Source organism: Chromobacterium sp. Panama, from assembly GCF_003052555.1.
Taxonomy (GTDB): domain Bacteria; phylum Pseudomonadota; class Gammaproteobacteria; order Burkholderiales; family Chromobacteriaceae; genus Chromobacterium.
The window spans coordinates 2,051,910-2,069,301 of record NZ_QARX01000001.1 but is presented as its reverse complement, the minus strand read 5'-3'; the positions used below and the strand labels follow the sequence as shown (position 1 = coordinate 2,069,301).

20 protein-coding genes are annotated in these 17,392 nt (G+C 66.0%); 8 read left to right on the top strand and 12 right to left on the bottom strand.

Going from position 1 to position 17,392, the window contains the following annotated elements; all coding sequences use genetic code 11:
• Positions 1 to 13: 13 nt before the first annotated feature.
• From arfB to DB032_RS09315, 4 genes are all read left to right on the top strand, one after another.
• Positions 14 to 421 carry an alternative ribosome rescue aminoacyl-tRNA hydrolase ArfB gene (gene arfB / locus DB032_RS09330; RefSeq protein WP_081544746.1) on the top strand — a complete coding sequence of 136 codons (408 nt, stop codon included), beginning with the start codon at positions 14 to 16 and terminating at the stop codon, positions 419 to 421.
• 82 nt (positions 422 to 503) lie between these two features.
• The gene (locus DB032_RS09325; RefSeq protein ID WP_107799233.1) at positions 504 to 2,126 is read left to right on the top strand and encodes a methyl-accepting chemotaxis protein; all 1,623 of its coding nucleotides are present in this window, start codon (positions 504 to 506) and stop codon (positions 2,124 to 2,126) included.
• A gap of 77 nt (positions 2,127 to 2,203) precedes the next feature.
• Positions 2,204 to 2,410 (top strand): hypothetical protein, encoded by a 207-nt coding sequence (locus tag DB032_RS09320; protein ID WP_019101381.1) that lies wholly within the window; start codon positions 2,204 to 2,206, stop codon positions 2,408 to 2,410.
• Complete coding sequence (locus tag DB032_RS09315; protein ID WP_107799232.1) at positions 2,407 to 3,018, top strand: PolC-type DNA polymerase III; 612 nt, start codon at positions 2,407 to 2,409, stop codon at positions 3,016 to 3,018. Before DB032_RS09320 ends, DB032_RS09315 begins: the two co-directional genes overlap by 4 nt.
• Positions 3,019 to 3,053: 35 nt before the next feature.
• Here DB032_RS09315 and DB032_RS09310 read toward each other — a convergent pair whose 3' ends face one another.
• Positions 3,054 to 3,986, bottom strand: coding sequence for a LysR family transcriptional regulator (locus DB032_RS09310; RefSeq protein ID WP_107799231.1), 933 nt, complete (start codon positions 3,984 to 3,986; stop codon positions 3,054 to 3,056).
• A gap of 119 nt (positions 3,987 to 4,105) precedes the next feature.
• Here DB032_RS09310 and DB032_RS09305 point away from each other — a divergent pair, with 119 nt between their 5' ends.
• Positions 4,106 to 4,915, top strand: coding sequence for a phytanoyl-CoA dioxygenase family protein (locus tag DB032_RS09305; protein WP_107799230.1), 810 nt, complete (start codon positions 4,106 to 4,108; stop codon positions 4,913 to 4,915).
• Between the two features lie 6 nt (positions 4,916 to 4,921).
• Here the strand turns inward: DB032_RS09305 and DB032_RS09300 are convergent, their stop codons facing one another.
• From DB032_RS09300 to rpe, 5 genes are all read right to left on the bottom strand, one after another.
• Positions 4,922 to 5,341: an N-acetyltransferase gene (locus DB032_RS09300; RefSeq protein ID WP_107799229.1), complete on the bottom strand. Its 420-nt coding sequence runs from the start codon at positions 5,339 to 5,341 to the stop codon at positions 4,922 to 4,924.
• Positions 5,342 to 5,443: 102 nt separating this feature from the next.
• Positions 5,444 to 6,907, bottom strand: coding sequence for an anthranilate synthase component I (trpE, locus tag DB032_RS09295; protein ID WP_107799228.1), 1,464 nt, complete (start codon positions 6,905 to 6,907; stop codon positions 5,444 to 5,446).
• A gap of 138 nt (positions 6,908 to 7,045) precedes the next feature.
• Positions 7,046 to 7,714, bottom strand: a complete 669-nt coding sequence (locus tag DB032_RS09290; protein ID WP_107799227.1) for a phosphoglycolate phosphatase — start codon at positions 7,712 to 7,714, stop codon at positions 7,046 to 7,048.
• An 81-nt stretch (positions 7,715 to 7,795) separates the two neighbouring features.
• On the bottom strand, positions 7,796 to 8,551 hold the full coding sequence (locus DB032_RS09285) for an SDR family oxidoreductase (protein WP_107799226.1): 756 nt from the start codon (positions 8,549 to 8,551) through the stop codon (positions 7,796 to 7,798).
• Between the two features lie 29 nt (positions 8,552 to 8,580).
• Complete coding sequence (rpe, locus tag DB032_RS09280; protein WP_107799225.1) at positions 8,581 to 9,264, bottom strand: ribulose-phosphate 3-epimerase; 684 nt, start codon at positions 9,262 to 9,264, stop codon at positions 8,581 to 8,583.
• A 107-nt stretch (positions 9,265 to 9,371) separates the two neighbouring features.
• On the opposite strand from rpe, the gene apaG reads away from it, so the two are divergent.
• Positions 9,372 to 9,752: a Co2+/Mg2+ efflux protein ApaG gene (apaG, locus tag DB032_RS09275; RefSeq protein WP_019101389.1), complete on the top strand. Its 381-nt coding sequence runs from the start codon at positions 9,372 to 9,374 to the stop codon at positions 9,750 to 9,752.
• A gap of 336 nt (positions 9,753 to 10,088) precedes the next feature.
• On the top strand, positions 10,089 to 11,882 hold the full coding sequence (locus tag DB032_RS09270; RefSeq protein ID WP_107799224.1) for an ABC transporter ATP-binding protein/permease: 1,794 nt from the start codon (positions 10,089 to 10,091) through the stop codon (positions 11,880 to 11,882).
• Between the two features lie 49 nt (positions 11,883 to 11,931).
• Here the strand turns inward: DB032_RS09270 and DB032_RS09265 are convergent, their stop codons facing one another.
• The 6 genes from DB032_RS09265 to DB032_RS09240 all read right to left on the bottom strand — a co-directional run bounded on the left by DB032_RS09265 (position 11,932) and on the right by DB032_RS09240 (position 16,922).
• Positions 11,932 to 12,327: a hypothetical protein gene (locus DB032_RS09265; RefSeq protein WP_107799223.1), complete on the bottom strand. Its 396-nt coding sequence runs from the start codon at positions 12,325 to 12,327 to the stop codon at positions 11,932 to 11,934.
• A gap of 69 nt (positions 12,328 to 12,396) precedes the next feature.
• Entirely contained in the window at positions 12,397 to 13,122 is a 726-nt protein-coding gene (locus tag DB032_RS09260; protein ID WP_158274272.1) for a metallophosphoesterase, read from the bottom strand.
• 131 nt (positions 13,123 to 13,253) lie between these two features.
• Positions 13,254 to 13,919, bottom strand: a complete 666-nt coding sequence (locus tag DB032_RS09255; protein ID WP_107799221.1) for an HD domain-containing protein — start codon at positions 13,917 to 13,919, stop codon at positions 13,254 to 13,256.
• A 74-nt stretch (positions 13,920 to 13,993) separates the two neighbouring features.
• Entirely contained in the window at positions 13,994 to 14,920 is a 927-nt protein-coding gene (locus DB032_RS09250; protein WP_107799220.1) for a pseudouridine-5'-phosphate glycosidase, read from the bottom strand.
• Between the two features lie 26 nt (positions 14,921 to 14,946).
• A complete protein-coding gene (locus tag DB032_RS09245) occupies positions 14,947 to 16,029 on the bottom strand; it encodes a PfkB family carbohydrate kinase (protein WP_107799219.1) in 1,083 nt (360 codons plus the stop codon).
• 59 nt (positions 16,030 to 16,088) lie between these two features.
• On the bottom strand, positions 16,089 to 16,922 hold the full coding sequence (locus DB032_RS09240; protein ID WP_107799218.1) for a GNAT family N-acetyltransferase: 834 nt from the start codon (positions 16,920 to 16,922) through the stop codon (positions 16,089 to 16,091).
• Between the two features lie 169 nt (positions 16,923 to 17,091).
• On the opposite strand from DB032_RS09240, the gene DB032_RS09235 reads away from it, so the two are divergent.
• A complete protein-coding gene (locus DB032_RS09235) occupies positions 17,092 to 17,280 on the top strand; it encodes a putative motility protein (RefSeq protein WP_048411033.1) in 189 nt (62 codons plus the stop codon).
• The last annotated feature ends 112 nt before the right edge of the window (positions 17,281 to 17,392 follow it).

Below are 17,392 nucleotides of genomic sequence, written 5' to 3'. Positions count from 1 at the left end.
GTTGGTCTGCATCATGGACAAGCCGCGGTATCCGATCAGCGAGCGCGAAGTGGAATTCAGCGCGATGCGCGCGCAAGGCGCGGGCGGGCAAAACGTCAACAAAGTGTCGTCGGCGGTGCACCTGCGCTTCGACGTGCGCGCCTCCTCCTTGCCGGAATGGCTGCGCGAGCGGCTGCTGGCCCAGCCGGACCAACGCTTGAACAAGGACGGGGTGCTGGTGATCAAGGCGCAGCAGCACCGCACTCAGGAATTGAACCGCGCCGACGCGCTGCAGCGCCTGCAGGCCTGGGTCGACGCCGCCAGCCACATCCCCAAGGCGCGCCGCGCCACCAAACCCACTTACGGCTCCAAGCAGCGGCGGCTGGCCGGCAAGACGCGGCGCGGCGAGGTCAAGTCCCTGCGCGGCAAAGTGGATCTATAGCCGGCCCAATTGCTTCGGCGGAATCGCGGGAATGTATTAGTGTTAATGCTGTGGGCATTAATATTGAGGCAAAGGGGCCGCGATGAAAGGCTTGACGATTAGGGCGCAGCTGCAGCTGCTGGCTTTCGGCATAGTGGTGTCCTGCCTGCTGATCGGCGCGGTCGGCTACCAAAGCACGGCGCACCTGGCGCGCAGCATCAATGAATTGTTGGACAGCCAGGGCGCGGTGCGCCGGCAGATGGACGCCGACATGATGCACGACGCGGTGCACGGCGACGTTCTGGCGCTGATGCTGGCGCAGAAGAACGGCGATCGCGCCGCGCTGACGGAAATCCGCAAGGACGTGGACGAGCACCGCAAGCGCTTTCTCGGCGCGATGAAGGAAAACCAGGACAAGATCAACGATCCCGACGCCCGCGCCTTGCTGCAGCAGATCCTGCCGGTGGTGGAGCGCTACACCGCGGCCGCCGCCGCCATCGTCGCGGTCGGCTTCGACCAGCCGGAACAGGCGACGGCCAAGCTGAAGGATTTCCAGCAGGACTTCGCGCTGCTGGAAGACAAGATGGAAAAACTGGCCGACGCCATCGACAACGGTTCGCGGCGGCAGAACGACAGCACGGTGGCGCAGGTGGGCGTGGCCGCCGTGCTCATCATCGTCGCGGCGCTGGCCGCGGCCTTGCTGATGGCCTTGCTGTGCTGGTGGGTGGCGCGTTCGGTGCTGCCGCCGATCGAGCGTTTCAAGGACGCGGCGCAACGCATAGAGCGCAGCGGCGATCTGTCCATCCGCGCGCAGGCGGGGCGGCGCGACGAGCTGGGCGCCGCCATCGGCGAATTCAACACCTTGATGGACACCTTGCAAGGCATTGTCGGCAAGGTGGGCCAGACTTCCGGCGCGCTGGGAGACTCCGTCGACGAGATTTCCCAGCTCACCCAGAGCGTGGAGCAGGCCAGCCGGCTGCAAACCGATTCGGCGCAGTCCATGGCCGGCGCCATCCAGCAATTGGCGGACCACCTGGCCAGCGTGGCCGAGCACGCCGACAGCACTTTGCGGATCGCCGGCGAAGTGGGTCAATGCTCGAGCGAGGGCAGCAAGGCGGTGCAGCAGACCGTGGGCAATATCGGCAACCTGGCCCAGACCATTCATCACAGCGCCAACAGCGTGCAATTGCTGGAGGGCGACATCCGCAAGATAGGCGGCATGGTGGATTCGATCCGCGGCATTGCCGAGCAAACCAATCTCCTGGCCTTGAACGCCGCCATCGAAGCCGCGCGCGCCGGCGAATCCGGCCGCGGTTTCGCCGTGGTGGCCGACGAGGTGCGCGCGCTGGCGGAGCGCACTTCGCAGGCGACGGCGGACATCGTCAACGTCATTTCCCAGCTGCAAGCCACCTCGGAGCAAGTGGTCAGCGGCATGGAAAACGGCGTGGGCCAGGTGGAGCAGGGCGTGGAGCTGGTGAAGCAGCTGGGCGGCATGGTGGACCAGATCGGCCGTCAGGCCGGGGTGGCGGAGGAGCGCATCCGCAACATTTCCCGGCTGCTGGACAATCAAAAAGAGGCCGGCGCGCAAATCCTGGTCAACGTCGACGCGGTGACCCAGCATGCCGGGACCACCAGCCGTTCGGTGGAGCAGGTGCAGGACGAATTGCTGCAGCTGCGCGGCCATTTTGGCGAACTGAGCGAGTCCATCCGCCATATGCGGGTCTGATCCGGTTTGGCCGTCACGGCCGGCGCGGGTAGAATGCACGGTTTTTCGACACGCGAAAGCGATGTGAGGATTCGGCCATGGCCAAGAAACAAAAACAAGACGAGTTGGACGAGGAAACCCGCGCATTGCTGGAATGGTGCGCCGAGGTGGAAACCCATCTGGTGGCGGCCGGCGCCACGGTGGCGGAGGCGCAGGAGCATATCGAGGAACAGGCGGAGTGGTACACCGACCAGTACTACGACGGCCTGAGCCCGGAAGAGGCGGCGCGGGCGGCGCTGAAATGAGTCGACGCATCGCCGTCATCGATTTCGAAACCAACGGCGCGTCCCCGGGACGCGACTGTCGCGCCACCGAAATCGGCGTGGCGCTGCTGGAGGACGGCCGCATCGTCGGCCGTTACCAAAGCCTGATCAACGCCGGGGTGTGGATTCCGCCGATGATTGAGCGGCTGACCGGCATCAGCAACGCGATGCTGCGCGACGCGCCGCCGCCAGCGGTGGCGATGGCCGAAGCGGCGCGCTTCGTCGGCGACACGCCGCTGGCCGCTCACAACGCCAGCTTCGACCGCAAGTTCTGGGACTACGAGCTGGCCCAGCTGGGCCTGTCGCGCAGCCAGGACTTCGCCTGCACCCTGCTGCTGTCGCGCCGGGTGCTGCCGCAGGCGCCGGACCACAAGCTGGGCACTTTGGCGCGCTGGCTGAGCCTGCCGGACACCGGCCGCGCCCACCGCGCGCTGGCCGACGCGGAAATGGCCGCGCATTTGCTATCGCATTTACAGGGCGAACTGAGCAGCCGCTATGGCGCGCATCTGTGTGAGCACGGCCAGCTGTGCGGCATGCAGAAGATCAGCGCGGCCAAGATAGGCCAGTATCTGCAAGCCCAGGCCGGCTGAACCGCGGTCCGCGTCGTGATGAGGCGGCGCAAATCTCAGCCGCCTTCGTCTGGCGTGCCGACGCCAAACTCCGGTCTGGCCGCGAACCAGGCCAGCGCCCGTTCGCGCAAGGCGGAGACGGCCGGCGTCTCCGCGCGCTCCCGCAGGCAGGCCAGCACGATGCGTTGCGCCGGCAGCGGATCGGCGATGGGCCGCAGCGCCAGCGGCCGGCCGTCATAGCTGTGGTCGCCGCTGGGCCGGGTGTAGGCGATGGCCACGCCCAGGCCGTGAGCCACCATGCCGCGTTGCAGCTCAAGGCTGCGGACCGATTCCAGCCGGGCCGGCCGCAGGCCGTGCATGCGCAGCAAGTCCAGAAAATGCGGGCCGCTGTGCGCCTGCTCGGTCAGCAAGAGCGGCCATTCGCATAATTCCCTCAAGTACACTTGCTCGCTTCGCGCCAGCGGATGATCGGCCGCCAGCAGCGCGTGGGGCGCCAGCGTGCGCAGTTCGGTCAGCGCCAGCGCGGGCGGCAGCGCCAGATCGTAGCTGATGGCGACGTCCAGCCCGCCTTGCAGCAATTGCGGGCCGATCAGGTCGAAGCCGCACTCCCGCGGCTCCACGCGCAAGGACGGATGCCGCTCGCGCAGCGCGCGCAGCAAGGGCGGCAGACAGTAGGGCGCCAGATCCTCGAAGCAAGCCAAGGCCAATTCCCCGGCCAAGGCGTCCGCGCCGTCGGCCAGCCCCTCCAACGCCATCGCGGCTTCCACGGTCCGCCGCGCCTGCGCCAGCGCTTGCCGGCCAAACGGCGTCGTCGCCATGCCGGAGCCGCGGGTGCGCACGAACAAGGCCTGTCCCAGGATGCCTTCCAGCTCTCCGACGGCGGCGGATACCGCCGGCTGGGAGACGTTCAGCCGTTCGGCCGCGGCGCTGATGCCGCCGTGACGGGCCACGGCCAGCGCGTAGCGCAATTGACGCAAGGTCAGCTTCATCGCTTTTTCCGAGGAGAATGATCAAAACATATTATTTTATTTTGGCATGGACTTGCGCTGATAGTGAGGGCAGTCGCCCGCAGTGGCGGTGTGTATCCATACAAGAGGAGGAGAAGCCCATGTCAGCCTGTCCCGAAATGTCTATCGCCGACATCGCCGCCTTTCAGCGCGACGGCGCCGTCTGCCTGCGCGGCCTGTTCCGCGATTGGGTGGATGTCATCGCCGCCGGCATCGAGCGTAATCTGCATGCGCCAGGCCCCTATGCCGGCAATGTGGTCGCTGCCGGCGAGCCGGGCTCCTTCTTCGAGGATTATTGCAACTGGCGGCGTATTCCCGAGTTCGAGGCGGTGGTGACGGAGTCGCCGGCCGCGGCGGCCGCGGCTACCCTGATGTGCTCGACCCGCGCGCAATTCTTCCACGAGCATGTGCTGGTCAAGGAGCCCGGCACCCACAAGCCCACGCCCTGGCATCAGGACATCCCGTATTACTTCGTCGACGGCGAACAGACCGCCAGTTTCTGGATTCCGGTGGACCCGGTGCGTGAAGCCACTTTGCGGCTGGTCGCCGGTTCGCATCGCTGGGAGGAATGGGTGCGGCCGGTGCGCTGGAAAGACGATTCCGGCTTCTACGAGGGCGACGCGCGCCGCTACCGCGATGCGCCGGATCCGGACAGCGAGCCGGGCATGCGGGTGCTGGAGTGGGCTTTGGAGCCGGGCGACGCGGTGCTGTTCGATTTCCGCACCGTGCACGGCGCGCGCGGCAATCCCGGCGGCGGACGGCGGCGGGCGCTGTCCTTGCGCTGGCTGGGCGACGACGCGCGTTACGCCGAGCGTCCGGGACGCACCTCGCCGCCGTATCCGGAGCACGGCATGAGGCCGGGTCAGCGCCTGCGCGAGGATTGGTTTCCGGTGCTGTGGCCGGCGGCCTGAGGTCTGTCAGGCGGTCCAGCGCATCAGGAATTCGCCGTCGGCGTATTGGATATCGACAAAGCCTAGGCGCAGGTAGAGCCGTCGCGCCGGATTACGCTCCAGCACGCTGAGTTCCAAGGCGGCTCCGGCGTGTTCGGCCTCGCGTTGCAGACTGCGGATCAGCTTGCCGCCCAGGCCGCGGCCATGGCAGTCCGGCAGCAGTTGCAACTGGATCAACCGCCAAGCGGGGAGCCGGCGCGCGACTTTGAGCAGACCGATGTCCCGTTCGCCTTCGAGGATGATGGAGGCGTGTTCGAAACCATCGTGGACTCGGCTCAGGAGTGCATCTTCATCACAGGGGCGGCCCGCCGTTTGCAGATGGGGGCCCATGCTGGCGCGGCGCAGCGCCAGTAGGAAGGCGAGGTCGCCGCGGACGGCCGGGCGCAAGGCGATGGGTTGGCTCAGCGTTTTTCTCCTGACGTCGAGCTTGGAGACGCGGTGTTTTGCACCATAAGAGAACGGCCCGCCAAGGCGGGCCGTTTGTTCGGATCAGGCGTCCAGTCCTTGCTGGGCCAGCGCCGCGGCGCGCAGAACGGCGCGCGCCTTGTTCTGGGTTTCCTGCCATTCCATGTCCGGCGAGGAGTCGGCGACGATGCCGGCGCCGGCCTGCACATAGAGCATGCGGTTCTTCAATACCGCGGTGCGGATGGCGATGCACAGGTCCATATCGCCGTTGAAGCCCAGATAGCCGACCGCGCCGCCGTAGATGCCGCGCTTGCTGGGTTCGAACTGGTCGATGATCTCCATCGCCCGCACCTTGGGCGCGCCGGACAGGGTGCCGGCCGGAAAAGTGGCCTTGAGCACATCGATGTTCGACACCTCGGGGCCGACCTTGCCTTCCACGCTGGACACGATGTGCATCACATGGGAATAGCGCTCGATCGCCATATTGTCGGTGACGCGCACGCTGCCGGTGGCGGCGACGCGGCCTACGTCGTTGCGGCCCAGATCCATCAGCATCACGTGTTCGGCGATTTCCTTGGGGTCGGCCAGCAATTCGGCCGCCAGCGCCTCGTCCTGCTCGCGGGTCTGGCCGCGCGGGCGGGTGCCGGCGATGGGGCGCACGGTGACAGTGTCCTGTTCGCGGCGCACCAGGATTTCCGGCGAGGCGCCCACCACGTGGAAGTCGTCGAAGTGATAGAGGAACATATAGGGCGACGGGTTCAGGCTGCGCAGCGCGCGGTAGAGGCTGAGCGGGGACTCCGCGAACGGCATCTGCATGCGCTGCGACAGCACCACCTGCATGATGTCGCCGTCGTGGATGTAGCGCTTGCAGGCGGACACCGCGTCCTTGAACGCCTGTTCGCCGTATTCCGACGCCGATTGCGTGCCTTGGGCCGGCAAGGACAAGGGCGCTTCCAGCGGTTCGCGCAGGCGGGCGCGCAGTTGCGCCAGTCGCGCCTCGGCTTTCAGCAAGGCGTTGGGCACTTCCGGATCGGCGTAGACGATCAGATAAAGCTTGCCGGACAGATTGTCCACCACGGCCAATTCCTCGGACACCATCAGCAGCATGTCCGGCGTGCCTATGGTGTCGGGCTTGCTGGTTTCGGACAGCCGCTTTTCGATGTGGCGTATGGTGTCGTAGCCGAAATAGCCGACCAGACCGCCGGCGAAGCGCGGCAGGCCGGGTTGCGGCGGGGTGCGGAAGCGCTGTTGGAAGGCTTCGATGAAGGCCAGCGGATCGCCGCTGTGACGCTCGATCACCTTGTCGCCGTATTCCACCTGCACCTGCTGGCCGTTGACCCGCAAGCGGGTGGTGGACGGCAGGCCGATGAAGGAGTAGCGGCCAAAGCGCTCGCCGCCGACGACGGACTCCAAAAGATAGGAATAGGGCTGGTTGGCCAGCTTCAGGTAGACCGACATCGGAGTGTCGAGATCGGCGAACAATTCCAGGCTGACCGGAATGCGGTTGTAGCCGGCGGCGGCCAGGCGGTTGAATTCTTCATGGGTCATGGCGGGTCCTGCGCTCTTGTGGTCGTGGTGAGGTCGAATGCAGCTTGTCAAACAGGCATTGAGCGGCGCCATCGGCATCCAAGCCGGTATCCTTGCTTCGTCATGAAGTCGTCATCCGTAAAAGAAGTTATCAGCTGATCAGCTATTCTTCATCAAATCGTATAGTTCGGCAATATTGGACACCGTGAGATCGGCGCCCAGCGCGGCGGCGTCGGCATAGCCGTAGCTGACGGCCACGGCGGCGCAGCCGGCATTGCGGGCGGCCAGCACGTCGTTGGCGGAGTCGCCGACCATGGCCATCTGTTCAGGTTGTATGCCCAAAACCTGGCAAACGTGCAGCAAGGGCAGCGCCGACGGTTTCTTTTCCGCCAGGGTGTCGCCGCCGATGACCAGGCTGAAGCAATCGCGCAGCCCCAGTTGTTCCAGCAGCGGCAGCGCCAGCCGTTCGGATTTATTGGTGATCACCGCCAGCGGCAGCTGCAGCGCGCGCAGCAGGCCCAGGCCGTCGGTCACGCCCGGATAGATGGTGGTGTTGTCGCTCAGGTGCTCGCGGTAGTACTGGATGAAGAAGACGTAGCCGCGTTCCCACAGCGCCGGATCGGCCTGGCCGTCGCGCTCATTGGTCAGCGCGCGGTGCACCAGGCTGGCGATGCCGTCGCCGACGTGTTCTTGAATGCGCAGCGCCGGCAGCGGCGGCAGGTCCAGATGTTCGCGCATGGCGTTGGCGGCGGCGGCCAGATCCGGGATGGAATCGACCAGGGTGCCGTCCAGATCGAAGGCGACGGCTTTGATGTGTTTCAGGTTCATAAGCGTTTCAGCGCGGCGGCCTTGGCCGCCGCTTGTGACGTGTCGCGCGCGTCCGCGCGCGACAGATTTCGTAAACAGGCGTCAGCCCAGGTTGCGGATGTCCACCACGGTTTGCAGGCCAAAAGCCGGCGACAGCAGATGGTCGACGATGCGGCGCGCGGCGGCGGCCGGGGTGCTCAGTTCGCCGTCCGCCTTCAGCGCGTCGAAACGGGCTTTCTGCGGGAACTGCTCGGCGTCGCTGCCGCGGATGCTTGCCTGCATGTCGGTGTCCACCACGCCGGGGTAGAGCGCGACGATGTGCGCGGCGTTGTCCTGGCCGGCCTGTTCCGCGGCCACGCTGCGGCTGAAGTGGTCCAGCCCGGCCTTGGTGGTGCAATACACGCTCCAGCCCGGGTAGGGTTTGGCCGCGGCGCCTGAGGAAATGTTCAGGATGCGGCGGCGGGCCTTGAGGCCGGCGCTGGCGCGCAGCAGCGCGTCCGTGGCCAGCATCGGCGCCGCCAGATTGATCGCCAGCGCGCGGACCAGGTCTTCGGCCGGGTAATGGCCGGCCTGGGCGATGGGCGTCACCACGCCAGCGTTGTTGATCAGGTTGAGGCTGGCGCAGTCGGCCGGCTTCAGCTGTTCCAGCGCGGCGGCGATGGCCGGCGCCACCGCGGCGGCGTCGGAGAGGTCGGCGTCTATGGCGCTCAGGCGTTCCGGGTAACGGCGCGTCAGCGCGGCCAGCGCGTCCACGGCGCCGCGCGCCAGGCCGGCGACGCGGTAGCCGTCGGCGAGCAGGGCTTCGGTCAGCGCCAGGCCAAGGCCGCGGGAGGCGCCGGTCACGATGAAGGCGTGCATATTCTGTGCTCCTGGGGTGAGGGCCGGTTTCAGCGGAGTTGGGCCAGCTCGGCGCGCATCTCGTCGATCACGGTCTTGTAATCGGCCTGGCCGTAGATGGCGGAACCGGCGACGAAGGTGTCGGCGCCGGCTTCGGCCACCGCGCGGATATTGTCGGTCTTGATGCCGCCGTCCACTTCCAGCCAGATTTCGCCGCCGTGCCTGGCGGTGTATTCATCGATGCGGCGGCGCGCCTCGCGCACCTTGTCCAGCGCGTGCGGGATGAACTTCTGGCCGCCGAAGCCCGGGTTCACCGACATGATCAGCACTATGTCTATCTTGTCCATCACATGGTCCAGATAGGACAAGGAGGTAGCCGGGTTGAACACCAGGCCGGCCTTGCAGCCGGCGTCCTTGATCAGGCCCAGCGTGCGGTCGACGTGCTCGGAGGCTTCCGGATGGAAGGTGATGATGTCCGCGCCGGCCTTGGCGAAGGCGGCGGCCAGGCTGTCCACCGGTTTCACCATCAGATGCACGTCGATGGGCGTGCCCTCGCAGTGCGGGAGGATGGCTTCGCACACCATAGGCCCTATGGTCAGGTTGGGCACGTAGTGATTGTCCATCACGTCGAAATGGATGATGTCGGCGCCGGCGGAGATCACGTCGCGAACCTCTTGGCCAAGACAGGAAAAATCGGCGGAAAGAATGCTGGGAGCGATACGGAAAGTGCGCATAGGGCGTTGCTTTGGGCAAGGATGAACACGGGATGGCCACATTCTACCGCGCCAAAAGCGTTCCGGCGGGATAAAATGAAGCACAAACAACAAAAGGAGCGCTGAACATGGCGGAAAAAACCTACCGTGTCGAAGTGGAAGCCGAACCGCATTACATCGAAGAACAATCCAATATGGCCAACGACATTTATGTGTTCGGCTATCGCATCCGCATCACCAATACCGGCAGCGAGCCGGCGCAACTGGTCAGCCGCCACTGGATCATCGCCGACGCCAACGAGCAGGTTCAGGAAGTGCGCGGCATGGGGGTGGTGGGCGAGCAGCCGCGCATCGAGCCGGGCCAGTCTTTCGACTATTCCAGCGCCACCCATCTGAAAACGCCTTACGGCTCAATGAAGGGCAGCTATCAGTTTCTGGCCGACGACGGCAAGCGTTTCGAGGCGGAAATCCCCGAGATGAATCTGGTGGCGCCGCGCGTGCTGCATTGAGAACCCGTTCAAAGTCCGCCGAGCCCTGGCGATACGGCGTTGAAACCGGCTTAGGAATGCTCATGCGCCGCTTGGCCATTGCGCATTTTCGGCCGCAACGCCTTGTCTCGCCCCCGCTCGCTGGACTTTGAACAGGCTCTGAGACTTCGCAAAGCCGGCGGCGCTATTTTTCCCTGGGCCAGGTCCACCACACGATGAAGGTGGCCAATCCGCCGGCAATCGCCGCTTCCAGCAATAATATCCACATGTCCGCGCCCCCTGGCGAGCGTTGATGATGTTCGCAAGACAACTCAACTCTCACTTTGGAACAGCTTGACGCAACAGGCAATCCCAAATATGCGTTTTACCCATTCCGGCCCGGCTCCGGACCGCCGCAACGATATCGCCACCCTCAAGACGCTTGTGCCCTATTTATGGGTGTTCAAGTGGCGGGTGCTGCTGGCGCTGTCCTGTATGATTTTGGCCAAGGTGGCCGCGGTCAGCACGCCCTTGTACCTGAAAGACATCGTCGATCAACTCTCGGTGCCGGCCACCCTGTTGGCCTTGCCGGTGCTGGCGCTGGCCGGCTACGGCTGCGCCCGCCTGCTGTCCAGCGTGCTGGGCGAGCTGCGCGACGCGGTGTTCGCGCGGGTGATACAGGGCGCGGTGCGCAGCGTGGCCGGCGGCGTGTTCCAGCATCTACTGCGGCTGTCGCTGCGCTTTCACCTGGAGCGTCAGACCGGGGGCATGAGCCGCGACATCGAGCGCGGCACCAAGGGCATAGGCTTTTTGCTGAACTTCACCGTGTTCAACATCCTGCCCACCTTGCTGGAAATCGGCATGGTCACCGCCATTCTGCTGCACCGCTACGCCTGGCCGTTCGCGCTGGTGACCTTCGGCACCATCGCCGTCTACATCGCCTTCACCCTGGTGGTGACCGAGTGGCGCACCGTCTACCGCCGCAGCATGAACGATCTGGACTCCAAGGCCAACGCCAAGGCGATAGACGCGCTGCTCAATTACGAGACGGTCAAATATTTCAACAACGAAGGCTACGAGGCGGCGCGCTACGACAAGAATCTGGCGGCCTGGGAAGCGTCGGCGATCAAGAACCAGGTGTCGCTGTCCATGCTCAACGCCGGCCAGGGCCTGATCATCGCCAGCGGCGTCACCCTGATCATGGTTTTGTCCGCGCGCGAGGTGGTGGCCGGGCGGATGACGGTGGGCGACGTGGTGCTGGTGGCCACCTTCATCACCCAGTTGTACGCGCCCTTGAACTTCCTCGGCTTCGTCTACCGCGAGATCAAGCATTCGCTGGCCGACATCGAGCGCATGTTCGCGCTGCTGGGCGCCAACGAGGAGGTGGCGGACGCGCCGGGAGCGGCGGTGCTGGCCGCGCCGGCGGCCGCGGTGCGCTTTGAACAGGTGGGCTTCGCTTACGAGAGCAAGCGGCGGATTCTGAACGAGGTCAGCTTCGACATCCCGGCCGGCAAGACGCTGGCGGTGGTCGGCGCCAGCGGCGCGGGAAAATCCACGCTGTCGCGGCTGCTGTTTCGCTATTACGACGTCGGCGAGGGCCGCATCCTGGTCAACGGCCGCGATATCCGCGAACTGAGCCAGGACAGCCTGCGCGCCCATATCGGCATCGTGCCGCAGGACACGGTGCTGTTCAACGACACGGTGTATTACAACATCGCCTACGGCCGGCCCGGCGCCAGCCGCGAGGAAGTGATGGAAGCGGCCAAGTCCGCGCACATCCACGATTTCGTCAGCAGTCTGCCGGACGGTTACGACACGATGGTGGGCGAGCGCGGCCTCAAGCTGTCCGGCGGGGAAAAACAGCGGGTAGCGATTGCGCGCACCATTCTGAAGAATCCGCCCATCCTGATCTTCGACGAGGCCACCAGCGCGCTGGATTCGCGCACCGAGAAGGCGATCCAGCGCGAATTGGCCGAGATCTCAGCCAACCGCACCACGCTGATCATCGCCCACCGGCTGTCCACCATCGTCGACGCCGACCAGATCCTGGTGATGGAGGCCGGGCGCGTGCTGGAGCAGGGCAGCCACCGCGAGCTGTTGGAGCGCGGCGGCCGCTACGCCGAGATGTGGCGTTTGCAGCAGACGGAGCAGCCGGTGGCCGACGACGTCTGAGAACCTGTTCCAAGTCTGCCGAGCTGGAGCGCCGCGGTCTTGAACCGGCTCAGGGCTGGCGTCGGCCGGCGGCCTTGAGTTCGCTCATCGCCGCCAGTACGGCGTCGGCCAGCGTCAGCATGCGCTGGCAGTCCGCGCTTTGAGGGTGGCCGGCGAAGTCCAGCGCGGGGGACAGCGCCTGTAAGGCGCGGCGGGCGCTGGCGGCCACGTCGGCGGCCAGATTGAAATCGCCGGGCGACAGCACCCGGCCGTTGCGGATTTTTTTGTAGTACACGGCCGCCATCTGCGCGTACTGCTCCGAGGTTTGCTGAGCGGCCAGGCTGGGCTGCAAAGCCTCCAGCAAGCTCATGATTTCGCGGCAGGCCTGCTCCGCGGCGTTCCAGCGCTTGTCCTGTTGCTGGCGTTGCTGCGCCTGGGGCTTGGTCGCGCCTTTCTTGCTCGCCATCTTGGGCTCCTGGGAAAAAGTCAGAGCGCCGCATTCTAGCCATCCCGGCCGCGGCGCGCCACCGTCGCGCTAATCGTGCAGGTGGAAACCGAGCAGAGCGTCGTCTTCGCTGGGCAGCGACAGTTCGACGAAGTCGTTCAGGCAGAACAGGGTCAGTTTGCCGCCGTAGACGGCGCCGGTGTCCAGGTTCAACACATTGTCGAAGCGGGTGGCGCTGGTTTGCGGGGTATGGCCCACCAGCAGCAGGTCCACGCCGCGCACAACGCCGCCGCGGCCGTGGCGCGCGCGTTCCCGCGACCACAGCGCGACGTTGCGGCCGCTTTCCGGCAGCGTGCCGTTGGCGAGGCCGGCGGCCAGCGCGTCCCAGTCGTTGCCGGGGCAATCCGCGTGCACCACGCCGATCTTGCCGCCGTCCGCGTCGCTGACTTCTATCGCGTAGGGCAGGCGCTGAAAAGCGGCCAGGCAGGCTTGTCGCTGAGGCGCGGGCAGGGTCAGCAACCAGGAGCCGCCGTTGTTGACGTGTCGGATTTCGGCTTGCTTGTCGCCCAGTATCGAATCGATCGCCAATTGTTCGTGATTGCCGCGCACCGCGTAGAACCACGGTTGCGCCAGCCACTCCAGCACCGCCGCGCTGTCGGCGCCGCGGTCTATCATGTCGCCGACCGACAACAGACGGTCGCACTCGGGATTGAAGGCGGCCATTTTCAGCAAACGCGACAATTGGCGGAAGCAGCCGTGAATGTCGCCGACCGCCCAATCGCGGCCTTGGGTATTGCGTTGCAGCTTCAGAATCATGCTCGAACTCGGGGGTGGGGTGCGGCTATTTTGCGCCATGCCAATGGTTTTGTCATTGTGTTGATAGTTTCACAATTAGAATTGTTTTGATTTGACTATCAAAGGCTTACCGAGTTCGATGTCATCCGGGGCTAGGCGGTTCGCCATTCCTGGCAGAATTGCCGGCGGAAGTCCCGCAGCCACTGCAGCCGTTGCTCCGCCATCTTTCGGCCGGCCTCGGTTTGCATCATGGCCGGCAATTTGGCGAGCTTGACCTCGATGTGGTCCAGCGCCCAGCGGCGGTCGTCCAGCTGGCGGGCCTCGCCCAGCGGATCTTGCGGATGGGCCAGCGCCGAGTCCATGCGCCCGGCGGTGTAGAACAGCCGCGCCAGGCCGACGGCGCCCAGCGCGTCCATGCGGTCGGCGTCCTGCACGATGCGGGCTTCCAGGCTTTGCGGCGGGATGGCCGCGCTGAAACTGTGCGCCTCGATGGCGTGGGCCACGCCGTCCAGCCGTTCCGCCGGAAAATCGCCGGCGGCCAGCAGCGCGCGGGCGCGGGCGGCGGCCTGGCGCGAGGCCAGATGGCGTTCCGGATGGTTTTTCGGCAGGTTGACCAGGTCGTGCAGATAACAGGCGGCCAGCACGGTCAATGCGTCGGCGTCGGGATGGGCGTCCAGCAACTGCCGGGCGCAGGCCCAGACGCGATGGAAATGGTTGAGATCGTGGGCGCCGTCGTCGTCGCCCGGCTGTTGTTGCAGCAGGCCGATCAGGCGGACGCGCCAGTCGTCTAGCGTCGCGTCGGAAAGAATGGAGCTCATGGCGGCGGCAAGGATTGGGGCAGGGGATTACAGCCCCAATCCGCGTCGCCGTCAAGCCGGCGATTTAACAGTTCTCAGCCTGCGTTCAGCTCGCAGTAGCGCGCCGCGATCGCCGAGGCCAGGCGGGCGTTGTTCAGCACCAGCTGGATGTTGGCGGCCAGGCTATTGCCGCCGGTCAGCTCGCAGACGCGAGCCAGCAGGAAGGGCGTGGATTCCTTGCCGGCCACGCCTTGCGCTTCGGCCTCGCCCAGCGCCTGCTCGATGGCGGCGTCGATCTTGTCGCGCGGCATCGCGTATTGCTCCGGAATCGGATTGGCCACCACCACGCCGCCGCGCAGTTGCAGGTTCCACTTGGCCTGCATCGTGGCGGCGATGTCGACGGCCTCGTCCAGACGGTGGTCCAGCTTGAAGGCGCTGTCGCGGGTGAAGAAGGCCGGCAGGTGATCGCAGCGGTGGCCGATGACCGGCACGCCGTGGGTTTCCAGGTATTCCAGCGTCAGGCCCAGGTCCAGGATGGACTTGGCGCCGGCGCAGACCACGGCCACCGGGGTTTGCGCCAGTTCCTGCAGGTCGGCGGACACGTCGAAGCTGCGCTCGGCGCCGCGGTGCACGCCGCCGATGCCGCCGGTGGCGAACACGCGGATGCCCGCCATCGCGGCGATGATCATGGTGGTGGCCACGGTGGTGGCGCCGCTGCGTTTGCCGGCGACGATGAAGGGCAGGTCGCGGCGGCTGACCTTGGCGATGTCGCGGCCGCCCTTGCCCAGGTATTCGATCTCGTCCGCGCTCAGACCGGCCTTCAGACGTCCGTCTATGATGGCGATGGTGGCCGGCACCGCGCCGTGGGCGCGGATTTCCGCTTCCACCTGCAGCGCGGTTTCCACGTTCTGCGGATACGGCATGCCGTGGGAAATGATGGTGGATTCCAACGCCACCACCGGGCGGTTGGCGGCCAGGGCGGCGGCGACTTCGGGATGGATGTCGAGATGGGCGTTGTGCATTGCGTGCTCCTTAGTTGATGACGAGATCAGGCGTTCAGATAGGCTTCCACCGCCGCGCGGGACAGTGAAGGGTTGTTGGTGGCGGCGGAGGACAGCGTCAGCGCGGCGCAGCCGCGAGCAAAGCGCACGCTGTCCGCCAGCGACAGCTCATTGAGCCAACCCCAGGTCAGGCCGGCCATCAGCGCGTCGCCGGAGCCGGTGGTGTTGACGATGGCGCAGTCCGGCGCGTCCAGCCAGCCGTCGCCGGCTTCGCCGCTGTAATAGATGCCGGCGCCGGCCATGCTCAGCACTACGCGGCGCACGCCCTGGCCATGGAACCAGCGCGCCGCTTCCGGCGCGTGCTCCGCTCGTTCCAACGGCAGGCCGGACAAGGCGGCGGCTTCCAGGCGGTTGGGTTTCAGCGTGTGGATGCGCGACAGCCAGGGGCGGACGCGCTCGGCCTTGAACGCGGATACCGGATCGACGAACAGCGGCTTGTCGCCGCTTTCGGCGATCAGCCAGGCCAGCGCGTCGGCGCTCAGATTGGTGTCGGCCACCACCGCGCCGGCGTGGCGCACCAGCTCGCTCTGCGCTTGCAGGCGCTCAGGCGTCAACCGGTTGAGGATGTCCATGTCGTTGATGGCCAGCGCCATGTCGCCGTCGGCCTGCTGGATGGACAGATAGGTGGAGGTGGCGGCGTCCGGCAGCGTCAGACAGCCGCGCACGTCGACGCCGGCGCGCTGGGTGGCTTCCAGCAGCGAGCGGCCGTGGATGTCGTCGCCCACCACCGAGACCAGCCGGCAGTCGGCGCCCAGCCGCGCCAGGTTTTCCGCGACGTTGCGCGCCACGCCGCCGGGCGAGCAGCGCACCTGGCCGGGATTGGAGTCGCCGTGGCGCAGCGCGGCGGCGGCGCTGCCGACGATGTCCATATTGGCGCCGCCGACGGCGGCGACATAGCGCTGTTCGGCCAGGATGTAGCCTTTGCCGCGGATATGCCCCTTTTGCACCAGATTCATGATGTGCCCGGCCACCGCCGAGCGGCTGATGCCCAGTTGATCCGCCAGCTCCTGCTGCGGGATCAGCGGATCCAGGCGCAGCAGAGAGAGGATTTGTTGTTCCCGCTCAGTCATCAAACATTTGTCCGTTTTGCAAACATTTGTTTGATATTACGGCATTGGCATGCAGGAGGTCAAGGGCGGCGCATTTCCCATTGCGACAGCCACAGACGAGCGCCGCAAGACCGCAGCAGGCCGGCGCCGGCTTCGTCGTCGGCGTCTAGATTGCTGATGGCCAGCGCGGGCGCGGCGGTGTCCCGCTGAACGGCGGCCAGCAGCGAGCGGGCGACGCCGCGGCGCCGATGCGGCGGCGCAACCGCCAGTTCCGCGACGTCGCCGGCGGCGGAATAAAGCGCGTAGCCCAGCAAATCGCCGTTCTGTTTCGCCGTCATCAAGAGCAGCGGTGGCCGCGCGCGCTCCAGGCTGTCGCGGCTATTGGGCACGGCGGGCTCGCTGTGTAAGGGCCAACGCGGCCATTGCGAGCGGTCAGCGGCTTCGCAGCGCCAGCCGGGCGCGGCGTCCACGGCCAGCGCGTGTTCAATGCGGTAACAGTCCAGCCGGCGGCGAGGGCGGAAGCCCAGCTTCAGATAGGCGGCCATGGCCGCGGCGTTGTCGCTGATCACCTCCAGCTGTTGACGCTGTATGCCCCGGCTGGCCAGCCGTCGGCTGACCGCGGCGGCCATCGCTTGCAGCAGGCCTTGGCGGCGCGCGTCGGGCGTGACGCCGGTGGCGACGCAATAGCCGATCGGGCCGGCCTCGTCGCAGTGCACGCCGGCCAGCCACAGACCGACGAGCGCGCCGTCGCGCCAGGCGCCGATGCTCAACTCCGGGCGCCAGCCGCGCCGATGCAGCATGGCGGCCAGCTGTTCTTCGTCCATTTGCATGGGCAGCAGGTAGTCGCTGAATGCCAGCCTGAAGGCTTGATGGATGAGGGGGAAATCGATCAGGGACAGGCTGTGCAGGCGCATGGACGGGCTCGGGTCAATAGGGATGGGCTGATTATGCGCGGCGACGGCGCGGCGCGGTCGGCGCTGTCGTGAATTGGATACAAAAGACTAAATTCAGCGATGACAGCCGACGACGATGCGTCTAGACTATAGCCATGCGCATTGTGCGTGTTTCAGAGGGAGGCGAAGTATGGATGGATTGAGTCAGATCAGCGGGCAGGGCGTGTCCAACAGCATCCAGATCTACGCATTGAAAAAAGCCATGTCGGCGCAGTCGCAGTCGGCTTTGAGCTTGGTGCAAGGCGCGTCCGACAATATGGCGCAGGCCCAGGCCAGCAATCCGGCCCATCTGGGGCAGAATATCGATACCCGCGCCTGAGACGGCGGGGTGACTGGAAAAGCGGCCTAGGCCGCTTTTTTTATTGCCGGGTTCAGAACCTGTTCACGATGCGCATATGAGCATTTCGAAGCGGTGCTCACCGCGCCACGTC

What these genes read in the sequence shown, in the direction of transcription:
- arfB (WP_081544746.1), top strand. Translation starts at nt 14, where the DNA reads ATGGACAAGCCGCGGTATCCGATCAGCGAGCGCGAAGTGGAATTCAGC.
- DB032_RS09325 (WP_107799233.1), top strand. Translation starts at nt 504, where the DNA reads ATGAAAGGCTTGACGATTAGGGCGCAGCTGCAGCTGCTGGCTTTCGGC.
- DB032_RS09320 (WP_019101381.1), top strand. Translation starts at nt 2,204, where the DNA reads ATGGCCAAGAAACAAAAACAAGACGAGTTGGACGAGGAAACCCGCGCA.
- DB032_RS09315 (WP_107799232.1), top strand. Translation starts at nt 2,407, where the DNA reads ATGAGTCGACGCATCGCCGTCATCGATTTCGAAACCAACGGCGCGTCC.
- DB032_RS09310 (WP_107799231.1), bottom strand. Translation starts at nt 3,986, where the DNA reads ATGAAGCTGACCTTGCGTCAATTGCGCTACGCGCTGGCCGTGGCCCGT.
- DB032_RS09305 (WP_107799230.1), top strand. Translation starts at nt 4,106, where the DNA reads ATGTCAGCCTGTCCCGAAATGTCTATCGCCGACATCGCCGCCTTTCAG.
- trpE (WP_107799228.1), bottom strand. Translation starts at nt 6,907, where the DNA reads ATGACCCATGAAGAATTCAACCGCCTGGCCGCCGCCGGCTACAACCGC.
- DB032_RS09290 (WP_107799227.1), bottom strand. Translation starts at nt 7,714, where the DNA reads ATGAACCTGAAACACATCAAAGCCGTCGCCTTCGATCTGGACGGCACC.
- DB032_RS09285 (WP_107799226.1), bottom strand. Translation starts at nt 8,551, where the DNA reads ATGCACGCCTTCATCGTGACCGGCGCCTCCCGCGGCCTTGGCCTGGCG.
- rpe (WP_107799225.1), bottom strand. Translation starts at nt 9,264, where the DNA reads ATGCGCACTTTCCGTATCGCTCCCAGCATTCTTTCCGCCGATTTTTCC.
- apaG (WP_019101389.1), top strand. Translation starts at nt 9,372, where the DNA reads ATGGCGGAAAAAACCTACCGTGTCGAAGTGGAAGCCGAACCGCATTAC.
- DB032_RS09270 (WP_107799224.1), top strand. Translation starts at nt 10,089, where the DNA reads ATGCGTTTTACCCATTCCGGCCCGGCTCCGGACCGCCGCAACGATATC.
- DB032_RS09265 (WP_107799223.1), bottom strand. Translation starts at nt 12,327, where the DNA reads ATGGCGAGCAAGAAAGGCGCGACCAAGCCCCAGGCGCAGCAACGCCAG.
- DB032_RS09260 (WP_158274272.1), bottom strand. Translation starts at nt 13,122, where the DNA reads ATGATTCTGAAGCTGCAACGCAATACCCAAGGCCGCGATTGGGCGGTC.
- DB032_RS09255 (WP_107799221.1), bottom strand. Translation starts at nt 13,919, where the DNA reads ATGAGCTCCATTCTTTCCGACGCGACGCTAGACGACTGGCGCGTCCGC.
- DB032_RS09250 (WP_107799220.1), bottom strand. Translation starts at nt 14,920, where the DNA reads ATGCACAACGCCCATCTCGACATCCATCCCGAAGTCGCCGCCGCCCTG.
- DB032_RS09245 (WP_107799219.1), bottom strand. Translation starts at nt 16,029, where the DNA reads ATGACTGAGCGGGAACAACAAATCCTCTCTCTGCTGCGCCTGGATCCG.
- DB032_RS09240 (WP_107799218.1), bottom strand. Translation starts at nt 16,922, where the DNA reads ATGCGCCTGCACAGCCTGTCCCTGATCGATTTCCCCCTCATCCATCAA.
- DB032_RS09235 (WP_048411033.1), top strand. Translation starts at nt 17,092, where the DNA reads ATGGATGGATTGAGTCAGATCAGCGGGCAGGGCGTGTCCAACAGCATC.